The organism is Paraburkholderia sp. RAU2J, from assembly GCF_003634845.1.
Classification (GTDB): domain Bacteria; phylum Pseudomonadota; class Gammaproteobacteria; order Burkholderiales; family Burkholderiaceae; genus Paraburkholderia; species Paraburkholderia fynbosensis.
The window spans coordinates 2,714,568-2,730,599 of the sequence record NZ_RBXG01000002.1 but is presented as its reverse complement, the minus strand read 5'-3'; the positions used below and the strand labels follow the sequence as shown (position 1 = coordinate 2,730,599).

At 64.3% G+C, this 16,032-nt stretch carries 15 protein-coding genes; all 15 read left to right on the top strand.

Features of this window, described 5'->3' with window-relative positions:
- Window positions 1–15 precede the first annotated feature (15 nt).
- The 15 genes from B0G69_RS29765 (at window position 16) to B0G69_RS29695 (ending at window position 16,002) form a co-directional block, all read left to right on the top strand.
- Window positions 16–2,703, top strand: a complete 2,688-nt coding sequence (locus B0G69_RS29765) for a circularly permuted type 2 ATP-grasp protein (protein ID WP_121323481.1) — start codon at window positions 16–18, stop codon at window positions 2,701–2,703.
- Entirely contained in the window at window positions 2,700–3,590 is an 891-nt protein-coding gene (locus B0G69_RS29760) for a transglutaminase family protein (protein WP_121323480.1), read from the top strand. Before B0G69_RS29765 ends, B0G69_RS29760 begins: the two co-directional genes overlap by 4 nt.
- A 141-nt stretch (window positions 3,591–3,731) precedes the next feature.
- Complete coding sequence (locus B0G69_RS29755) at window positions 3,732–4,481, top strand: IclR family transcriptional regulator (protein ID WP_241991564.1); 750 nt, start codon at window positions 3,732–3,734, stop codon at window positions 4,479–4,481.
- A gap of 83 nt (window positions 4,482–4,564) precedes the next feature.
- Complete coding sequence (locus B0G69_RS29750; RefSeq protein ID WP_121323478.1) at window positions 4,565–5,320, top strand: transporter substrate-binding domain-containing protein; 756 nt, start codon at window positions 4,565–4,567, stop codon at window positions 5,318–5,320.
- A 17-nt stretch (window positions 5,321–5,337) separates the two neighbouring features.
- Complete coding sequence (locus tag B0G69_RS29745) at window positions 5,338–6,006, top strand: amino acid ABC transporter permease (RefSeq protein ID WP_121323477.1); 669 nt, start codon at window positions 5,338–5,340, stop codon at window positions 6,004–6,006.
- Window positions 6,003–6,779: an amino acid ABC transporter ATP-binding protein gene (locus tag B0G69_RS29740; protein ID WP_121323476.1), complete on the top strand. Its 777-nt coding sequence runs from the start codon at window positions 6,003–6,005 to the stop codon at window positions 6,777–6,779. Before B0G69_RS29745 ends, B0G69_RS29740 begins: the two co-directional genes overlap by 4 nt.
- Window positions 6,776–7,744 (top strand): formimidoylglutamase, encoded by a 969-nt coding sequence (gene hutG / locus B0G69_RS29735; protein WP_121323475.1) that lies wholly within the window; start codon window positions 6,776–6,778, stop codon window positions 7,742–7,744. The genes B0G69_RS29740 and hutG overlap by 4 nt, the downstream gene beginning before the upstream one ends.
- A 216-nt stretch (window positions 7,745–7,960) precedes the next feature.
- A complete protein-coding gene (locus B0G69_RS29730; protein ID WP_121323474.1) occupies window positions 7,961–8,383 on the top strand; it encodes a MarR family transcriptional regulator in 423 nt (140 codons plus the stop codon).
- A 78-nt stretch (window positions 8,384–8,461) separates the two neighbouring features.
- Complete coding sequence (locus B0G69_RS29725) at window positions 8,462–8,884, top strand: MarR family winged helix-turn-helix transcriptional regulator (protein WP_121323473.1); 423 nt, start codon at window positions 8,462–8,464, stop codon at window positions 8,882–8,884.
- Between the two features lie 81 nt (window positions 8,885–8,965).
- Entirely contained in the window at window positions 8,966–10,066 is a 1,101-nt protein-coding gene (locus B0G69_RS29720) for an HlyD family secretion protein (RefSeq protein ID WP_199731373.1), read from the top strand.
- A gap of 10 nt (window positions 10,067–10,076) precedes the next feature.
- Complete coding sequence (locus B0G69_RS29715; RefSeq protein ID WP_121323958.1) at window positions 10,077–11,648, top strand: DHA2 family efflux MFS transporter permease subunit; 1,572 nt, start codon at window positions 10,077–10,079, stop codon at window positions 11,646–11,648.
- Between the two features lie 10 nt (window positions 11,649–11,658).
- Window positions 11,659–13,098, top strand: coding sequence for an efflux transporter outer membrane subunit (locus B0G69_RS29710; protein WP_121323472.1), 1,440 nt, complete (start codon window positions 11,659–11,661; stop codon window positions 13,096–13,098).
- A gap of 84 nt (window positions 13,099–13,182) precedes the next feature.
- Entirely contained in the window at window positions 13,183–14,370 is a 1,188-nt protein-coding gene (locus B0G69_RS29705; protein ID WP_121323471.1) for a thiolase family protein, read from the top strand.
- Window positions 14,371–14,641: 271 nt separating this feature from the next.
- Window positions 14,642–15,031 carry a cytidine deaminase gene (locus B0G69_RS29700; RefSeq protein ID WP_121323956.1) on the top strand — a complete coding sequence of 130 codons (390 nt, stop codon included), beginning with the start codon at window positions 14,642–14,644 and terminating at the stop codon, window positions 15,029–15,031.
- Window positions 15,028–16,002: a nucleoside hydrolase gene (locus tag B0G69_RS29695; RefSeq protein ID WP_121323470.1), complete on the top strand. Its 975-nt coding sequence runs from the start codon at window positions 15,028–15,030 to the stop codon at window positions 16,000–16,002. The genes B0G69_RS29700 and B0G69_RS29695 overlap by 4 nt, the downstream gene beginning before the upstream one ends.
- Window positions 16,003–16,032 lie beyond the last annotated feature (30 nt).

Sequence of the window (16,032 nt, the reverse complement as noted above, 5' to 3'; positions counted from 1 at the left end):
TAGAACGATACGACCTTGGCCTTTCAATCGACTTTTCCCTTCGAAGCGTCCGCCGCTCGCGCGGACGCTTCGTCCCTGTTACGGCTGTTGCCGGGCTACGACGGACATTGGGACGAGTTGCGCGACGAAGCGGGCGTGCTGCGCGAGCCGTGGCGGCAATTCTTCGAGCGGCTTGGTGAGGACGGGGTCGCACGGTTGGAGGATCACTGCGCGTCGGTCGCGCAGCAGGTTCGCGACAACGACATCAGCTACAACGTCTATGCGGATAACGGCGAGTCGCGTCCCTGGGCGCTCGACCTGCTGCCGCTCCTGATCAGCGAGGACGAGTGGGCGCATATCGAGCGCGGCGTGACGCAACGCGCGCATCTGCTCAATGCGATCGTCGCCGACATCTATGGGCCGCAAACCCTGCTCGAACGTGGGCAACTGCCGCCCGCGCTGGTATTCGGGCATCCCGGCTATCTGCGGCCGGTCAAGGGCTTCACGCCGCCGGGCGGCCAGTACCTGCAAGTGGTCGCGGTCGATCTCGCGCGGACGCCGAACGGCGAATGGACCGTGATGGCGCATCGCACCGAAGCGCCCTCGGGTCTCGGCTATGCGCTGGAAAACCGGCTAATCGTGTCGACGCTGTTTGCCGAGCCGTTCCGCTCGATGCGAGTGAGCCGCCTCGCGCCGACCTATTCGCAATTGATCGCGACGCTCGCGCAATCGGCACAGTCCACGATGCGGCACGATCCTGGCGCGGTGGGGTCACCCCAGTCGCCGCACATCGCGCTACTTACGCCAGGGCCGTTCAGCGAAACCTATTTCGAGCACGTGTTTCTCGCGCGCTATCTCGGCGTCACGCTGGTCGAAGGCAAGGACCTGACCGTGCGCGACGACATGCTCTATCTGAAGACGCTCGCCGGGCTCGAACGCGTGCACGTCGTGCTGCGCCGGCTCGATGACGCGTTCTGCGACCCGGTCGAACTGCGCGCCGATTCGAGCATCGGCGTGCCCGGCCTGCTGCAGGTGATGCGCGCGGGCAACGTGATCGCGTCGAACGTGCCGGGTTCGGGCTTTGTCGAGTCGCCGGCCTTGCACGGTTTTCTGCCAGGCGTCGCAGAGGTGCTGCTCGGCGAAGACCTCGTGTTGCCGAGCGTCGCGACCTGGTGGTGCGGCGAAAAGGCGGCGCGCGAGCATGCGTTCGCGCGGCTCGACGAAGCGTTCATCGTGCCGACCTGGCCGGTGACCGGGCGCGATGCGCCGCCCGGCATCGAACAGGGCAAACAGACGCTGTCGGCGTGGCGCGAGCGCATCGACGCGATGCCCGACACGTACACGATCCAGCAGGCGCAACGCTTCTCGTGCACGCCGCGTTACGAGGATGGCACCATCGGCCGCCGTCCGGCGGTGCTGCGCGCCTATGCGATTGCCGATGTCAACGGCGGCTGGCATGTGATGCCGGGTGGCTTCACGCGGATGGCCGCCGAGCGCCACGCGACCGTATCGATGCAGTACGGCGGCAGCAGCGTCGATACATGGGTGCTGTCGAGCCAGCCGACGTCGACCTTCACGCTGCTGCCTTCGCCGATGCAGCCTGCCGACCTCGCGCGCAAGCACCGCACCGTGTCGAGCCGCGCAGCGGAAAATCTGTTCTGGGCCGGACGTTACGGCGAGCGCGCTGAAAACAACGTGCGGCTGCTGCGGCTGATTCTCGGCTCGCTGGAAGGCAACGACGCCGACGCGATGTTTCCGACCCTGGTCGAACTCGCGATGCAATGTGGCCTCGTGCAATCGGGCGACATGTCCGCGCCGTATTCGCCGCAAACGTTCGAGCGCGCGCTGGTCGCGAATCTGAGCGAGAGCACCGGGGCCGCAAGCATCGGCCAGAATCTGAACTGCCAGGCGCGCTCGAATGGCGAAGTGCGTGGGCGGCTGTCGAACGATCACTGGCGCACGATTCTCGCGTCGCGCAACGACTTTCGCGATGTGTTGCAGACCTTGATGCCGGCTGCGGGGTCAGGCGGCGGTTCGGTGGGGCAAGGTAGTGGGAATGGGAATGGGAATGGCAGCGGCAGCGGCAACGGCGCGAATGCTCGCGGCGAACGCTACGACCGCTACGACCGTTATGACCGCATCACGCTGGTCAACGCGCTCGAACGCCTGTCGGTCCAGTTGTCGGCGATCAGCGGCGCGCAAGGCGACCGCATGACACGCGACGAAGCGTGGCGTTTGCTGTTCGTGGGGCGTCACATCGAACGCGTGGCGGCGATGACCTCGTTACTGCGTGTGATCGCCGAGCACGGGCAACTCGCCACGCCCGCGGGGTTCGATCTGCTGCTGCAACTGTTCGACAGTACGCTCACGTACCGCTCGCTCTATCCGGGCCGCTTCGAAGTGCCGGCCTTGCTCGACCTGCTGGTGATCGAGCCGACCAACCCGCGCGGCATCTACGGCGTATACGAGCGTTTGCGCAAGAAGCTCGACGAGATCGCGCTCGCCGCGGGTAGCGTGCGGCATCGTCCGTTCGCGGAGCTGATGCCGCCTGCGGCGTCCTTGCCGTCGCTGGAATCGCTGTGTGAAGTGGATGAAAACGGCGCTTACCGTCACTTGATGGCGGTTTGCGATCAGATCGGCGGGTTCGTCGGGGCGGCCGCACATGAGATCAGCGCGCGCTATTTCAGCCACGCGAGTACCGTGACTTCGCAGGTGTGGTCATGAAGCACGCACCGACCGTGCTGTCTGTTTCGCATCGCACGACTTACGTTTATTCGACTTATGTCGAGACCGCGCAGCATCTCGCGACGATCCGGCCGATCGCCTGTTCGTGGCAGCGGCTGGTCTCGCATAGCGCGCGGATCGAACCCGAACCGTCGTATCTGCACAGCCGTGTCGATGCGTTCGGCAACGATGTACTGTACTTCGCGCTGGACGCGCCGCACGAGCGCTTGCAACTCGTCAGCGAAACGACGGTGTCGCTAACGCCGCGCTGGACCGACCTCGATCCCGACGCCACACCTGCATGGGACGAAGTGGCCGAAGCGCTGCAGTTTCGCGTCGGCGGGCAGTTCAGGCCCGAGGTGGAGTTCTGTTTCGCGTCGCCGAATATCGTACCGAGGCCGTCGCTGCGCGCCTATGCACTGCCGAGCTTTCCGCCGGGACGGCCGATCGCCGCAGGCGCGATCGATCTGATGCATCGGATTCACGACGACTTTGCGTACAAGCCTTCGGCGACGATGTTCGATACGCCCGCCGAGCGCGCGTTCGAATTGAAGAGCGGCGTGTGTCAGGACTTCGCGCAGGTGATGATCGGCTGTCTGCGCTCGCTGGGTTTGCCGGCGCGTTATGTCAGCGGGTACCTGCGTAACGATCCGCCGCCGGGGCAGCCGCGGTTGATCGGCGCGGATGCGTCGCATGCATGGGTGTCGGTGCATTGTCCCGGCAGCGGCTGGATCGATCTCGATCCGACCAACGACGTGCTGGCCGATGTCGATCACGTGACGCTCGCGATTGGCCGCGATTACAGCGACGTGTCGTTGCTACGCGGGATGATTCTTGGAGGCGGCGCGCATCAGGTGGAAGTGGGTGTGACGGTGATTGCGCTTTAGTGGCGCTCCGTCTTTGCACGCATTTCATGCCGGCTTGGGGAAATCCCTTGCCCTTCATTCCCACCCAATGGGAATTTCATTTTTTAAATCTGAGAACGTTCTGGCATCCTGAGCCCTTGTTGGATGGCGGGCGGTGTGATCGTGAACGTGGAACAGGGTGTGACAGGGGCTGAACGGGTGCTGCTGGTGCTGGCGGCGCTCGCCAGTCATGGCAAGGCAATGTCCGTCAAGGATCTGCTAGCCGTGACCGGCCTTGCGCAAAGCACACTGTACCGGCAGATAGCGCTGCTCAAGCGTTGGGGTTTCGTCGCCGAAAACGCGGGGTATTACGCGCCCGGTCCGATCAGCCTGCAACTCGCGCTTGGCTTCGATGTGAATTCGCTGCTAGTCGAAGCGAGCCGCAGCGAAATGCAGCAACTCGCGCGGGCGTCGCAGGAAAGCATTGGACTCGTGGTCGCGGTCAAGCATCAGGTGATGTGCCTCGAGATGGTCGACAGCCAGCATTCGTTGCGCTGCTCGTTCGAGAAAGGCCGCGCCGTGCCGCTCAAGGCGGGCGCTTCGGCGAAATCGCTGCTGGCGTTCATGGCCGACAAGGCGCGCGCCGAAGTGCTCGACAGCGTGTTCGATAACGACCCCGTCGGCCGTGCCGCAATCGAAGCAGAACTCCAACAGATTCGCGCTCAAGGCTACGCCGTGAGCGACAGCGAAGTCGATCCGGGCGTGTGGGGCGTTAGCGCCCCGATCTTTCATCGCAGTGGACGCAGCGCCGGCAGCGGCGCATCGATCACGCTGATGGCGCCGTCCACGCGTGCCATCGGCCGCGAAAGCCAATTCATTGACGGGACGCTACGTACGGCCCGCGCCATTTCCGAGCATATGCAATCCGATTGACTGGACCAGGATTTTCGGTTTCACCCTCAATACGGATTCCGAACGAATCGCACGAATCGATAGAACCACAAGGAGCCTACTTCATGAAACTGCAACGACTGTTGTCCCTCGCATGCGTCACGTTCGCGGTGACGTTGGCCGGATTCTCCGGCGCAGCGTCGGCACAAACGCCGGACGTGCTGAACGTCGCCACCGACGCCACCTTCCCGCCGATGGAGTTCACCGAGAACGGCGCGCGTACTGGTTTCGACGTCGACCTGATGAACGCGCTCGCAAAGGAGATGGGCAAACGCGTGCAATGGACCGACATCGACTTCAAAGGGCTGATTCCGGGTTTGATCGCGCATCGTTTCGACGCTGCGATCTCCGCTATCTACATTACCGACGAGCGTGCGAAAGTGGTCGACTTCACCGATCCGTATTACGCGGGCGGCTTGGCCGTGCTGGTGAAAAGCGATTCGCCGATCAAGACGGTGGCCGATCTGAACGGCAAGAAAGTCTCGGTGCAGGTGGGCACGAAGTCGGTGAACTTCCTGCGCGACAACTTCCCGCAGATCAATCGCGTCGAGGTCGAGAAGAACCAGGAGATGTTCGATCTGGTGGGGATCGGTCGCGCCGACGCTGCCGTGACGGGCAAGCCGGCCGCGTATCAACTCGCGAAAACGCGCAGCGGCTTCCGCGTGCTCGACAAGACGCTGACGACCGAAGCCTACGGTATCGCCGTGCGCAAGGACGAGCCGCAACTGAAGACCGCCTTCAACACCGCGCTCGCGAAGATCAAGGCTGACGGCACGTATGCAGCGATCGTCAAGAAGTGGTTCGGCGCGAGTGTGCAATAAACGGCCGGGCAAACGAAATGGAACTTGATTTCTCGCCGGTGATCGCCGGTTGGCCGGACATCATGCACGGCGCGTTGGTGACGGTCGAAGTAACCGCCGCGTCGCTCGCGCTCAGCTGCGTGCTTGGCCTGTTGATCGGCATTGGCAGGCTGACGCCGAAGCGGCGCATCGTGTACGGCCTGTGTACCGCGTACCTGACGTTCTTCCGCGGCACGCCGTTGCTTGTGCAACTCTTCCTGCTGTTCTTCGGCCTGCCGCAATTCGGCATTCTGCTGCCTGCGTTCGTGTGCGGCATGCTGGGGCTCGGCCTGTACTCGGCCGCTTACGTCTCGGAGATCGTGCGCGGCGCGATTCAGTCCGTCGATCGCGGACAGATGGAGGCGGCGCGTTCGATCGGCATGTCGTCGGGTCAAGCGATGCGCGCGATCATTCTGCCGCAGGCCATCGTGCGGATGATCCCGCCGCTCGGCAATGAATTCATCGCGTTGATCAAGAACTCGGCGCTGGTGTCGCTCCTGACGATCGACGATCTGATGCACGAAGGTCAGAAGATCATCAGCGTGTCGTATCGTTCGCTCGAAGTGTATCTGGCCATCGCGCTGGTTTATCTGGTGCTGACGCAGGCGACCAATTACGCACTGCATCGCGTCGAGCGTCGTTTGCGTGCGGGAGGGATGGTGCAATGAATAACGTGCCCAAAACCAATGAGCCTATCGTCAGCATTCGCGGACTGACCAAATCGTTCGGCCCGCATACGGTGCTCAACGGCATCGATTTCGATATCCAGCCGCAACAGGTCGTGGTGGTGATCGGGCCGAGCGGCTCGGGCAAAAGTACCTTTCTGCGCTGCTGCAACGGACTCGAACAGGCCGAAGGCGGCACGATCGACATCTGTGGGCATCGACTCGTCGAACAAGGCGAGATGCTCAAGGAGCGGTCGCTGAATGCGCTGCGCACTGAAGTCGGCATGGTCTTTCAGTCGTTCAATCTGTTTCCGCATTTGTCGGTGCTGCATAACATCACCGTCGGTCCGCGCATGTTGCGTGGTCTCGGCAAGGTGCAGGCCGAAGCGGCTGCGATCGCGCTGCTGGAAAAAGTCGGACTGGCGCACAAGGCGCATGTGATGCCGGCGAGTCTGTCGGGCGGTCAGAAGCAACGGGTTGCGATTGCTCGCGCATTAGCGATGCAGCCGCGCGTCATGCTGTTCGACGAGCCGACATCTGCGCTCGATCCCGAACTGGTCGGCGAAGTACTCCAAGTGATGAAGCTGCTCGCGAGCGAAGGCATGACGATGGTGGTCGTCACGCATGAAATGGGCTTCGCGAAGGAAGTGGCCGACGTGGTGGTCGTGATGGACGGCGGTGTGATCGTCGAAGCGGGGCCGCCGGCCGAGATTTTCTCCGCGCCTTCGCAGCCTCGCACGCGCGCATTTCTGCAGGCGGTGTTGTCGCGCGCATGAGAGTCCCATTCAATGACAAGGTATGGGCAGGCCGCTCCGACGACGGTGAGCCCGGCGACACGCGGCGTGTTTTCAATCAGGTCATGCCGTTCAGTGACGTTGTGCAGGTGCAGCGCGACGCGCCGGTGATCGTAGGCTTCGGCTCGGATGAAGGCGTGCGCCGCAATCAAGGCCGGATCGGCGCAGCGCATGCGCCCAGGGAGTTGCGCCGTGTGCTGGCGGGGTTGCCCGCCAAAGCGTCGATGGCGGCGCTCGCCGATGCCGGCGACGTGGTGTGCGACGACGGCGATCTCGAAGGCGCGCAGACGGAACTGGCGGACGTGGTCAGCGAAGTGCTGGCGAGCGGTGGACGGCCGTTGGTGTTCGGTGGCGGTCATGAGGTCGCGTGGGGAACGTATAGCGGCTTGCGGCTGCATCAGCAGCGTGAAGCCGGCAACGCTGCTGCGCCGCTCGCTTCGCGCAAGCTGCTGATCATCAATTTCGACGCTCACTTCGATTTGCGCCAGAAGCGTCCCGCGAATTCCGGCACGCCGTTCGATCAGATCGCGCTCGACTGTGCGGCACGAGGGGTGCCGTTCAACTATGCGTGCTTCGGCATCAGCGATCTGGCCAATACGGCCTCGCTGTTCGCTCATGCGGAGCGACTCGGCGTGCACCACGTGCTCGACGTCGAGATGCAGGAAACGCAACTGCCGCAACGTCTGAATGAGCTTCAGCAGTTGCTGGACGCAGCGGACGACGTCTATCTGACGATCGATCTCGACGTCTTGCCGGCCGCCACCGCGCCGGGCGTGTCTGCGCCCGCTACACTGGGCGTGCCGCTATCGGTGGTCGAAGCGATGGTGCTGCGCGTGCGGTCCTCGGGCAAGCTGCGCGCGGCGGATATCGCGGAGTACAACCCGTCGCTCGATCAGGACAAGCGCACCGCGAGAGCGGCTGCACGACTGGCGTACCGGCTGCTGTAAATGGGCTATCGCTCACCGTATCGCTCCGGCGCGCCGTTTCCGTTTCCTTGATGCCGTAAGAGGCGATTCGGTGCGCCGTCGTTAGATTTTTGAAGTTGCGCTGGACATTAAGTCACTACTACGGACTTGTCTATCTAAGACGGCCAGTTCCAGCAACTCCGGCCCAACTCGAAATAAAATTTGACTCTGTGCGTATGCACATATAGACTGCATCTCATGACCCGCCCTCTCTCTTACGACGAATGTAATTGCTTCGCGCTGCGCCAGGCGGCGCGGCACGTCACGCAAATCTACGAACGCCATCTCGGTGGAGTCGGGCTGACGGCTGCGCAATTCACAATTCTTGCCAAGCTCGCACGCACGCCGAACCTGCCAATGGCGGACCTCGCCGACGCAATGGTAATGGAGCGCACCACACTGGTCCGCGCCATGAAGCCCTTGCAGCGCGATGGCCTGGTGGTGGCAGAATCGGCGGAGCATGACGGCCGCACGTTTCTGTTCAGTCTGACGGAGCAGGGCGAAAAGACTTTCGACCAGGCCGCCGTCGCATGGCGCGCCGCCCAGGAGGAGTTCGAAAAGAAGTTCGGCCAGGCGCGCGCCAAGACGCTGCGCGCCGAATTGTTCAGCATCACCGGTTAGTCAGGCGCACGCTCGTTCCGACGAGCGTTGTTGTATCTGTTTGTGTGCATACGCACTCACGAATGGGAAAGCACAGCAATGGAAGGGCTATTCGACGACGACTGCTTTGCGATCCGCCAGGCCGCACGTTACGTGTCGCAGATTTACGACCGGCATCTGGCCAATGTCGGCCTGACGATTACGCAGTTTTCGCTGCTGGCCCGTCTCAAACGCACTGGCCCGATGACGATGAAGCAGATGGCCGAAGCCATGCGCATGCAGCGCACCACGCTGGTCCGCACGATTCAGCCGTTGCGCCGCAATGGCCTGGTGTCGAGCGAGGCGCGCGGTGCAGATGCGCGGGCGTTGACGATTGCGCTCACGGCCATCGGTGAAGAACGGGTGAACGCCGGGCGCGAGCATTGGGATAGCGCGCAAGCCGAATTCGAGCATCGCTTCGGCGAACAGCGCGCGGCCGCATTGCGCGGCGAACTGTTCGCTCTCACACGGGATTCAATCTAAGGCCGTCTGCGGCCGCAACGAAGGCCGGCGCACTGCGCCGTTTTTTTCAACGTAACGAGTGCATACGCACATACCGACATCATGTCCACTACACCTTCGACTGTCGCCCCGCCGAGTGCGGCGCATACCGCCAGGCCGGCAAAGCGCATGCCGTGGATGTTGCTCGCGATCCTCACCGTGATCGTCGCCATGGCGCTTGCCGTGTCGTACTGGTTCTTCGTCGGTCGCTTCGTCGAAACGACGGACGATGCGTACGTGGGCGGCGACGTCACCGTCATGGCGCCGAAGGTGAACGGCTTTGTCGCCGACGTGCTCGTGCACGACAACCAGTTCGTTCACGCGAACCAGGTGCTGGTGCGCCTCGACGCCCGCGACTACGACGCCCGCCTGGCGCAGGCCAGCGCGGAAGTGCAGAGCGCGCAAGCCGCCGTTACCGAGTTGCAGGCGAAGAAATCGTTGCAACTTGCCACCATCAACGAACAGGTGGCCGAGGTGCGCGCCTCCGGTGCGGAACTCACGCGCAGCGCCGCAGACCAGGCGCGTTACCGCGAGTTGGTGAAGGACGACGCGGTATCGAGCCAGGTGGTGGAGCGAGCCGATGCCGATCTGACCAAGGCGCACGCCGCGGTCGATCGCAGCAGTGCCGCGCTGATCGCGGCGCAACGGCAGATCGCCGTGCTCGACGCACAGATAGGCGACGCCGAGGCGCGCATCGCCACCGCCCAGGCGGCGCAGCGCGTGGCCGCCTTGAACGTGGAGTACACGACGATTCGCTCGCCGATCGACGGTTTTGTCGGCAATCGCAGCGCGCGAGTGGGGCTGCTCGCCAACACCGGTGTGTCGCTGCTGACCGTGGTGCCGTCGAGCGGACTGTGGATCGACGCGAACTTCAAGGAAGACCAGTTGAAGAAGATGCAGGTCGGCGATAGCGTCGAAGTCGATCTCGACGCATCGAACCAACGGATTCAGGGCGTGGTGGAGAGCCTCGCACCGGCCACCGGCGCGACCTTCAGCGTGCTGCCCGCCGAAAACGCCACCGGCAACTTCACGAAGATCGTGCAGCGCGTGCCGGTTCGCGTGCGCCTGGACGTGCCGAAGGGCATGCAGGGCGTGCTTCGTCCGGGGCTTTCAGCGACGGTAAAGGTGCATGTCGACGCCGGCCGCGCACAAGTACACGGATGATGAGCCGATCATGACTCAAGTTCTCGACAATCCCGCCGACCAGCCGACCCGCACCAAAGTCTTCGCGTTCGCGCTGATGTGCGTCGGCTTCTTCATGGCCACACTCGATATCCAGATCGTGGCGTCCTCGCTGCGCGACATAGGCGGCGGCTTGTCCGCGAGCCAGGACGAACTCTCGTGGGTGCAGACCTCGTATCTGATTGCGGAAATCATCGTGATTCCGATGTCCGGCTGGCTCACGCGCGTGTTCTCGACGCGCTGGCTCTTCACGTTCTCCGCGCTCGGCTTCACGGTCACGAGCATGCTGTGCGGACTCGCGTGGGACATCAACTCGATGATCCTGTTTCGCGGTTTGCAGGGCGCGGCCGGCGCCGCAATGATTCCGACGGTGTTCACCACCGCGTTCGTGCTGTTTCCCGGCAAGCAGCGGCTGATCGCGTCCACCACGATCGGCGCGCTGGCGTCGCTCGCGCCGACCATCGGTCCGGTGATCGGCGGCTGGATCACGTCGCAATGGTCGTGGCACTGGCTGTTCTATCTGAACCTGGTGCCGGGCATTGCCGTCACGGTGATGGTGCCGAAGTACGTTCACATCGATAAGGTCGACCTGTCGCTGCTGAAAAAAGGCGACTACCTCGGCATTCTGCTGATGTCAGGCTTTCTCGGCTGCCTCGAATACGTACTCGAAGAGGGCCCGCGCAAGAACTGGTTTGGCGACGACGTGATCGTTCTGTGCACGTGGGTCTCGGCGATCTGCGGCTTTCTGTTCATCGTGCACGCGTTCACCGCGAAAGAACCGATCGTCGATTTGCGCGCGCTCGCGGTGCGCAACTTCGGTATCGGCAGCTTGCTGTCCTTCATCACCGGCATCGGGATCTTCTGCACGGTGTTTCTGACGCCAGTGTTTCTGGCGCGGGTACGCGGCTTCGATTCGTTGCAGATCGGTCTCGCGTTGCTCTCGGTCGGCTGTTTCCAGTTGATTGCGTTGGCCGCGTATTCGATGCTCGCGCGTGTCGTCGATATGCGCCTGCTGATGGTGTTCGGGCTCGCGCTGTTCGGTATCGGCTGCTATCTGTATGTGCCGTTGACGAGTCAATGGGGCTGGCAGCAGTTGCTGATTCCACAGGCGTTGCGCGGGATCGGGCAGCAATTCTGCATTCCGCCTATCGTCACGATGGCGCTGGGGGCGTTGCCGCCGTCGAGGCTTCGCTCCGCCAGCGGCCTCTTCAACCTGATGCGCAATCTGGGCGGCGCGATCGGCATCGCGGTGAGCAGCACGATGCTCAACGACCGCCTGAACTTTCACTACGAGCGGCTCGACGAGCACCTGAATGCGGGCCGCCCGGCAGTCGAATCGATCTTGCAGAAGCAGGCCGAATACTTCGCGGCGATTGGCGGGAATGTGTTGAATGCAGCGCACGCGGGGCTCGATCAATTGCACGACGTGCTGTTGCGCGAAGCGCTGGTGCTCACATTCTCCGACACGTTTCTTGCCGTGTCGCTCTGTTTCGTGGTCGGTTTGCTGAGCGTGCTGTTCTCGCGCCCATTCGGCAACACCGCGCCGCCGCCCGAGGCCCATTGAGGATTTCAACATGAAGCCGATCGTAATCAAAGTACTGGCGAGCGCGGCCTTCCTGACGCTCGCGGCGTGCGCGGTGCAACCGGCCACGCACGCGGATTTGCCGCAGACGGTCAAGACCGTCGCGCCGACAGCGTGGAGCGTCGATGCACCGCAAGACAATGTCAGCGCCGGCGCGTGGTGGTCGCAATTCGGCGACCCGGTCATGCACCAACTGGTCGAGTCGGTACTGACCGGCAATCTCGACGTGAAGGCCGCCGCGGAGCGTGTGCGGCAGGCGCAGGATCTGGCCACGCAGAATCGCGCGGCCTTGTTGCCCGAATTGAACGCCAATGCAACCGCATCGGACACGCGGCAAAACACGCCGCCGCCGCTCGGCTATGTGCGCCAGGCCGGCATCGGCCTGACGGCAAGCTGGACGCCCGATGTGTTCGGCGGCGAACGTCTCGCGGTACTGGCCGCGCAGGCCCAGGTGTCGGGAAGCGAGGCGGCGCTGAATCAGGTGCGGCTCGCGCTCGCCGCGAACACGGCGGCGGCCTATATCGATCTGCGCTGGGCGCAGACGCAATTGCAGATTCTCAGCGAGAACGAGCAGATTCGCGCTCGTGCGCTGAAACTCACACAACGGCGTCTGCACTACGGACTGTCGACGCAGCTCGACGTCGCGCGTGCGCAGAATCAGTTGGAGGATTTGCAGTCGCAGATTCCGCGCATGCAATCCGCCGTGCAGCATCAATTGAGTCTGATCGCAGTCTATTCGGGCCGCACGCCGGAAAGCGTCGACCGTTTGCTGCTTGCCGACGCCCGCGAGATTCCGCTGCCCGCGCAAAGCGCGCCGCAGATGCTGCCTTCCGACGCGTTGTTGCAGCGGCCCGATGTGCGCACCGCCTATGCGCTGGTCGAACAGCGCGCGGCCGAGGTGGGGGTGTCGAAGGCGCAGCGCTATCCGAAGTTCAGGATTGATCTCGCCAATGGCCTGCTCGCTTCGTCGTATCTCGGCTTGCCGACGCTCACCGACAGCCTCTTTAGCGCCGCGTTGAATGCGACGAGCCCGATCTTCAACGCGGGCCGCATCACCGCGAATATCGACGCGAGCGAGAGCCGCATGCGCGAATCGCAGCTCGGTTTGCAGCAGACCATGCTGCAGGCGCTGAAGGAGATCGAGGACAACCGCAGCGATCTGGTGAGCGGCGCGGTGCAGGTGCAACGGCTCGGCGGCGCGCTGGAGGCGTCGAACCAGGCGCTGCGTTTGTCGACCGAACTGTACAAGGGTGGCGCGTCGAGCTTTCTCGACGTGCTCGCCGCGCAGGAGGCGTATCTGCGCGACGCGGAATCGCTGAACCAGGCGAGGCGCGAGCACGCGCTCTCGGCGGTCGCGTTGTACCGCTCGCTGGGGGGTGGGTGGGATGTCGCGGCGGGCGAGACGGTTGCGGCGGTATCGGCGAAACGCTGATTCGTGGCGGCGGCCGATCGGCGCCATCAAATGAGCAGGCAGGCGCAGTAGAAAACGCAGTGCTGATTCAACTGGAGAGAAACCATGACGAGTACGCGAGAAGTAGTGATCTGCAATCCGGTGAGAACGCCGATTGGCGCATTCGGCGGATCGCTGAAGGACGTGAGTGCAACCGAACTCGGCGCGGCGGCCGTGCGCGAGACGCTGCGGCGCAGCCGGCTCGATGGGAGCGCGCTGGCGTCGGTCGTGATGGGTAACGTGATTCAGGCCGGCAACAAAATGAACCCGGCGCGTCAGGCGTCGATGGGTGGGGGCGTGCCGGTGGCGGTGCCGGCGCTGACCGTCAATCGCGTGTGCGGCTCCGGCGCTCAGGCCATCGCTTCGGCGGCTCAGGAGATCTGGTTAGGCCTTGGCGATGCCGCCGTCGCGGGCGGTATGGAGAACATGGATCGCGCACCGTATCTGCTCGATGGCGGGCGCTGGGGATATCGGATGGGCAACGCGCAGATTCACGACAGCCTGCTGCGCGACGGCCTGAACGACGCGTTTTCCGGCGAGCATTCCGGCTGGCATACGGAAGACCTCGTCAGCCAGTTCGACATCACGCGCGAAGCCCAGGACCGTTGGGCCGCGCGCTCGCAACAGCGCTTTACCGACGCGCAGGCGCGCGGTGACTTCGACGCCGAGCTGGTCGCGGTGGATATCCCCGCGCGCAAAGGTCCGCAGGAGTTCACGCGCGATGAACAGCCGCGCCCGGACACGACCGTGGAGACGCTCGCCAGATTGCGGCCGGCCTTCCGCCCGGACGGCACGATCACCGCGGGCAATGCGCCGGGGTTGAACAGCGGCGCGGCCGCGATGCTGGTGGCCGAGCGCGGTTTCGCCGAAGCGCGCGGCATCGAGCCGTTCGCGCGGCTCGTCGCGTACGGGGTCGCGGCGGTCGAACCGGGCATGTTCGGTCTCGGACCGGTGCCCGCCGTGCAGATCGCATTGGCGCGCGCGGGTTGGCAACTGGACGATGTCGAGCGCTTCGAAATCAACGAAGCGTTCGCTGCGGTGCCGATCGCGGTCGCGCGCCGCCTCGGCATCGCGGACGAACTGATCAACGTGCAGGGCGGCGCGATTGCGCACGGTCATCCGATCGGCGCGACCGGTGCGGTGCTGACCACGCGCCTCGTTCATTCGATGCGGCGCGACGGGCTCAAGCGCGGCATCGTTACGTTGTGCATCGGCGGCGGGCAGGGGATCGCGCTGGCGCTGGAAACGCTGTAGGTTCGGCGGCGGTGTGCTCAGACGTCGCGAGCACGACCTCGACTGGCCCGCGACCACGCGATCAGCGTACCATTGCTACCCTGTCGTGCGCGTCATGCGGCTTCGCGAACTTTGCTGCGATCGATCGCGAAGCCGACCCGAGGGTTTGGCACCGCCACGCATCAAACCGCGCGACGGCCTGCGTGCAGAGCCTGCCATGACGCTCACGAACCTGATGGGCGCCACTCTTGTTGGCATGTTCATCACGGAGAACCGAATCGAGGACCGCCGCATGAACATGGAACAACTGCTGGAACGCGCGAGCGTCGCGCGAGAAAAGGCCTATGCGCCTTATTCGAAATTCAAGGTCGGCGCCGCGCTACTGACGCGCGACGGCCAGGTGTTCGACGGCTGCAACGTCGAGAACGCCGCCTACGGCTTGTGCAATTGCGCCGAACGCACGGCGTTTTTCAGCGCAATCGCCGCGGGTTATCGGCGCGATCAGTTCGCGGCGCTTGCCGTGATCGGCGATACGGACGGCCCGATCGCGCCGTGTGGCGCATGCCGCCAGGTGATCCTCGAACTGGGCGGCCCCGCTCTGCCGATTCGCCTCGGCAATCTGCGCGGCGCCACGCGCGACACCACCGCGCGCGAGCAACTTCCGGACGCGTTCTACCTATGAGCAGGCACAAGATCATCTACGACACCGACCCGGGCGTCGACGATGCGATGGCGCTCGTCTTCCAGGCGCTGCACCCCGACATCGAACTGCTCGGCCTGACGAGCGTGTTCGGCAACGCGACGATCGAGACGACGACGCGCAATGCACGCTTTCTGGCCGGGCGCTTCGCCGCCGGCGTGCCGGTTGCGCAGGGCGCGGCGGCGCCGCTCAGGCGCGCCGCGCCCGCGCCGCTCGCGCGGATTCACGGCGACAACGGCCTCGGCAACATCGCTTTCGACAGCACCTGCGCGGCGCCGCTCGACGCGCGGCCCGCGCACCGCTTCATCATCGACACGGTGCGCGCGCATCCGGGCGAAGTCACGCTGCTCGCGGTCGGACCGCTGACGAACCTCGCGGTGGCGCTCGCCTACGATCCGCAGATCGCGCCGCTCGTCAGGCAGGTGGTGATCATGGGCGGCGCGTTCGGCACGGCCGGCGTGCTCGGCAATGTGACGCCGGCCGCGGAGGCCAACATCCTCGGCGACCCCGACGCGGCCGACCGCGTGCTCGGCGCGGCGTGGCCGGTGGCGATCGTCGGGCTCGACGTCACGCAGCCGACCATCATGAGCCACGCGTATCTCGCGTCGCTGCGCGAGCGCGGCGGTGCGGCGGGACAATTCGTGTGGGACGTGTCGCGTCATTACGAGGCTTTTCACGAGCAGAGCGCGCAATTGGCGGGCATCTATGTGCACGATTCATCGGCGGTCGCGTACGTGCTGGCGCCGCACCTCTACACGACGCGCAGCGGTCCGGTGCGCGTGTTGACGGAAGGCATCGCGGTGGGCCAGACCATCCAGAAGCCAGCGACGCTGCCGGTGCCCGCGCCGGACTGGGACAACCGCCCGGCGTGCAAGGTCTGCATCGGCGTGGATGTGCCGGGGATGCTGGCGCTCTACGAGCGCACCATTTGCGGCTCGCCCGAATCGACGTAGTGGTTTTGAAAGGCGCCGCACCGCGCGGGC

Coding starts and splice junctions, on each gene's coding strand:
- B0G69_RS29760 (WP_121323480.1), top strand. CDS start 2,700: ATGAAGCACGCACCGACCGTGCTGTCTGTTTCGCATCGCACGACTTAC.
- B0G69_RS29750 (WP_121323478.1), top strand. CDS start 4,565: ATGAAACTGCAACGACTGTTGTCCCTCGCATGCGTCACGTTCGCGGTG.
- B0G69_RS29745 (WP_121323477.1), top strand. CDS start 5,338: ATGGAACTTGATTTCTCGCCGGTGATCGCCGGTTGGCCGGACATCATG.
- B0G69_RS29740 (WP_121323476.1), top strand. CDS start 6,003: ATGAATAACGTGCCCAAAACCAATGAGCCTATCGTCAGCATTCGCGGA.
- hutG (WP_121323475.1), top strand. CDS start 6,776: ATGAGAGTCCCATTCAATGACAAGGTATGGGCAGGCCGCTCCGACGAC.
- B0G69_RS29730 (WP_121323474.1), top strand. CDS start 7,961: ATGACCCGCCCTCTCTCTTACGACGAATGTAATTGCTTCGCGCTGCGC.
- B0G69_RS29725 (WP_121323473.1), top strand. CDS start 8,462: ATGGAAGGGCTATTCGACGACGACTGCTTTGCGATCCGCCAGGCCGCA.
- B0G69_RS29720 (WP_199731373.1), top strand. CDS start 8,966: ATGTCCACTACACCTTCGACTGTCGCCCCGCCGAGTGCGGCGCATACC.
- B0G69_RS29715 (WP_121323958.1), top strand. CDS start 10,077: ATGACTCAAGTTCTCGACAATCCCGCCGACCAGCCGACCCGCACCAAA.
- B0G69_RS29710 (WP_121323472.1), top strand. CDS start 11,659: ATGAAGCCGATCGTAATCAAAGTACTGGCGAGCGCGGCCTTCCTGACG.
- B0G69_RS29705 (WP_121323471.1), top strand. CDS start 13,183: ATGACGAGTACGCGAGAAGTAGTGATCTGCAATCCGGTGAGAACGCCG.
- B0G69_RS29700 (WP_121323956.1), top strand. CDS start 14,642: ATGAACATGGAACAACTGCTGGAACGCGCGAGCGTCGCGCGAGAAAAG.
- B0G69_RS29695 (WP_121323470.1), top strand. CDS start 15,028: ATGAGCAGGCACAAGATCATCTACGACACCGACCCGGGCGTCGACGAT.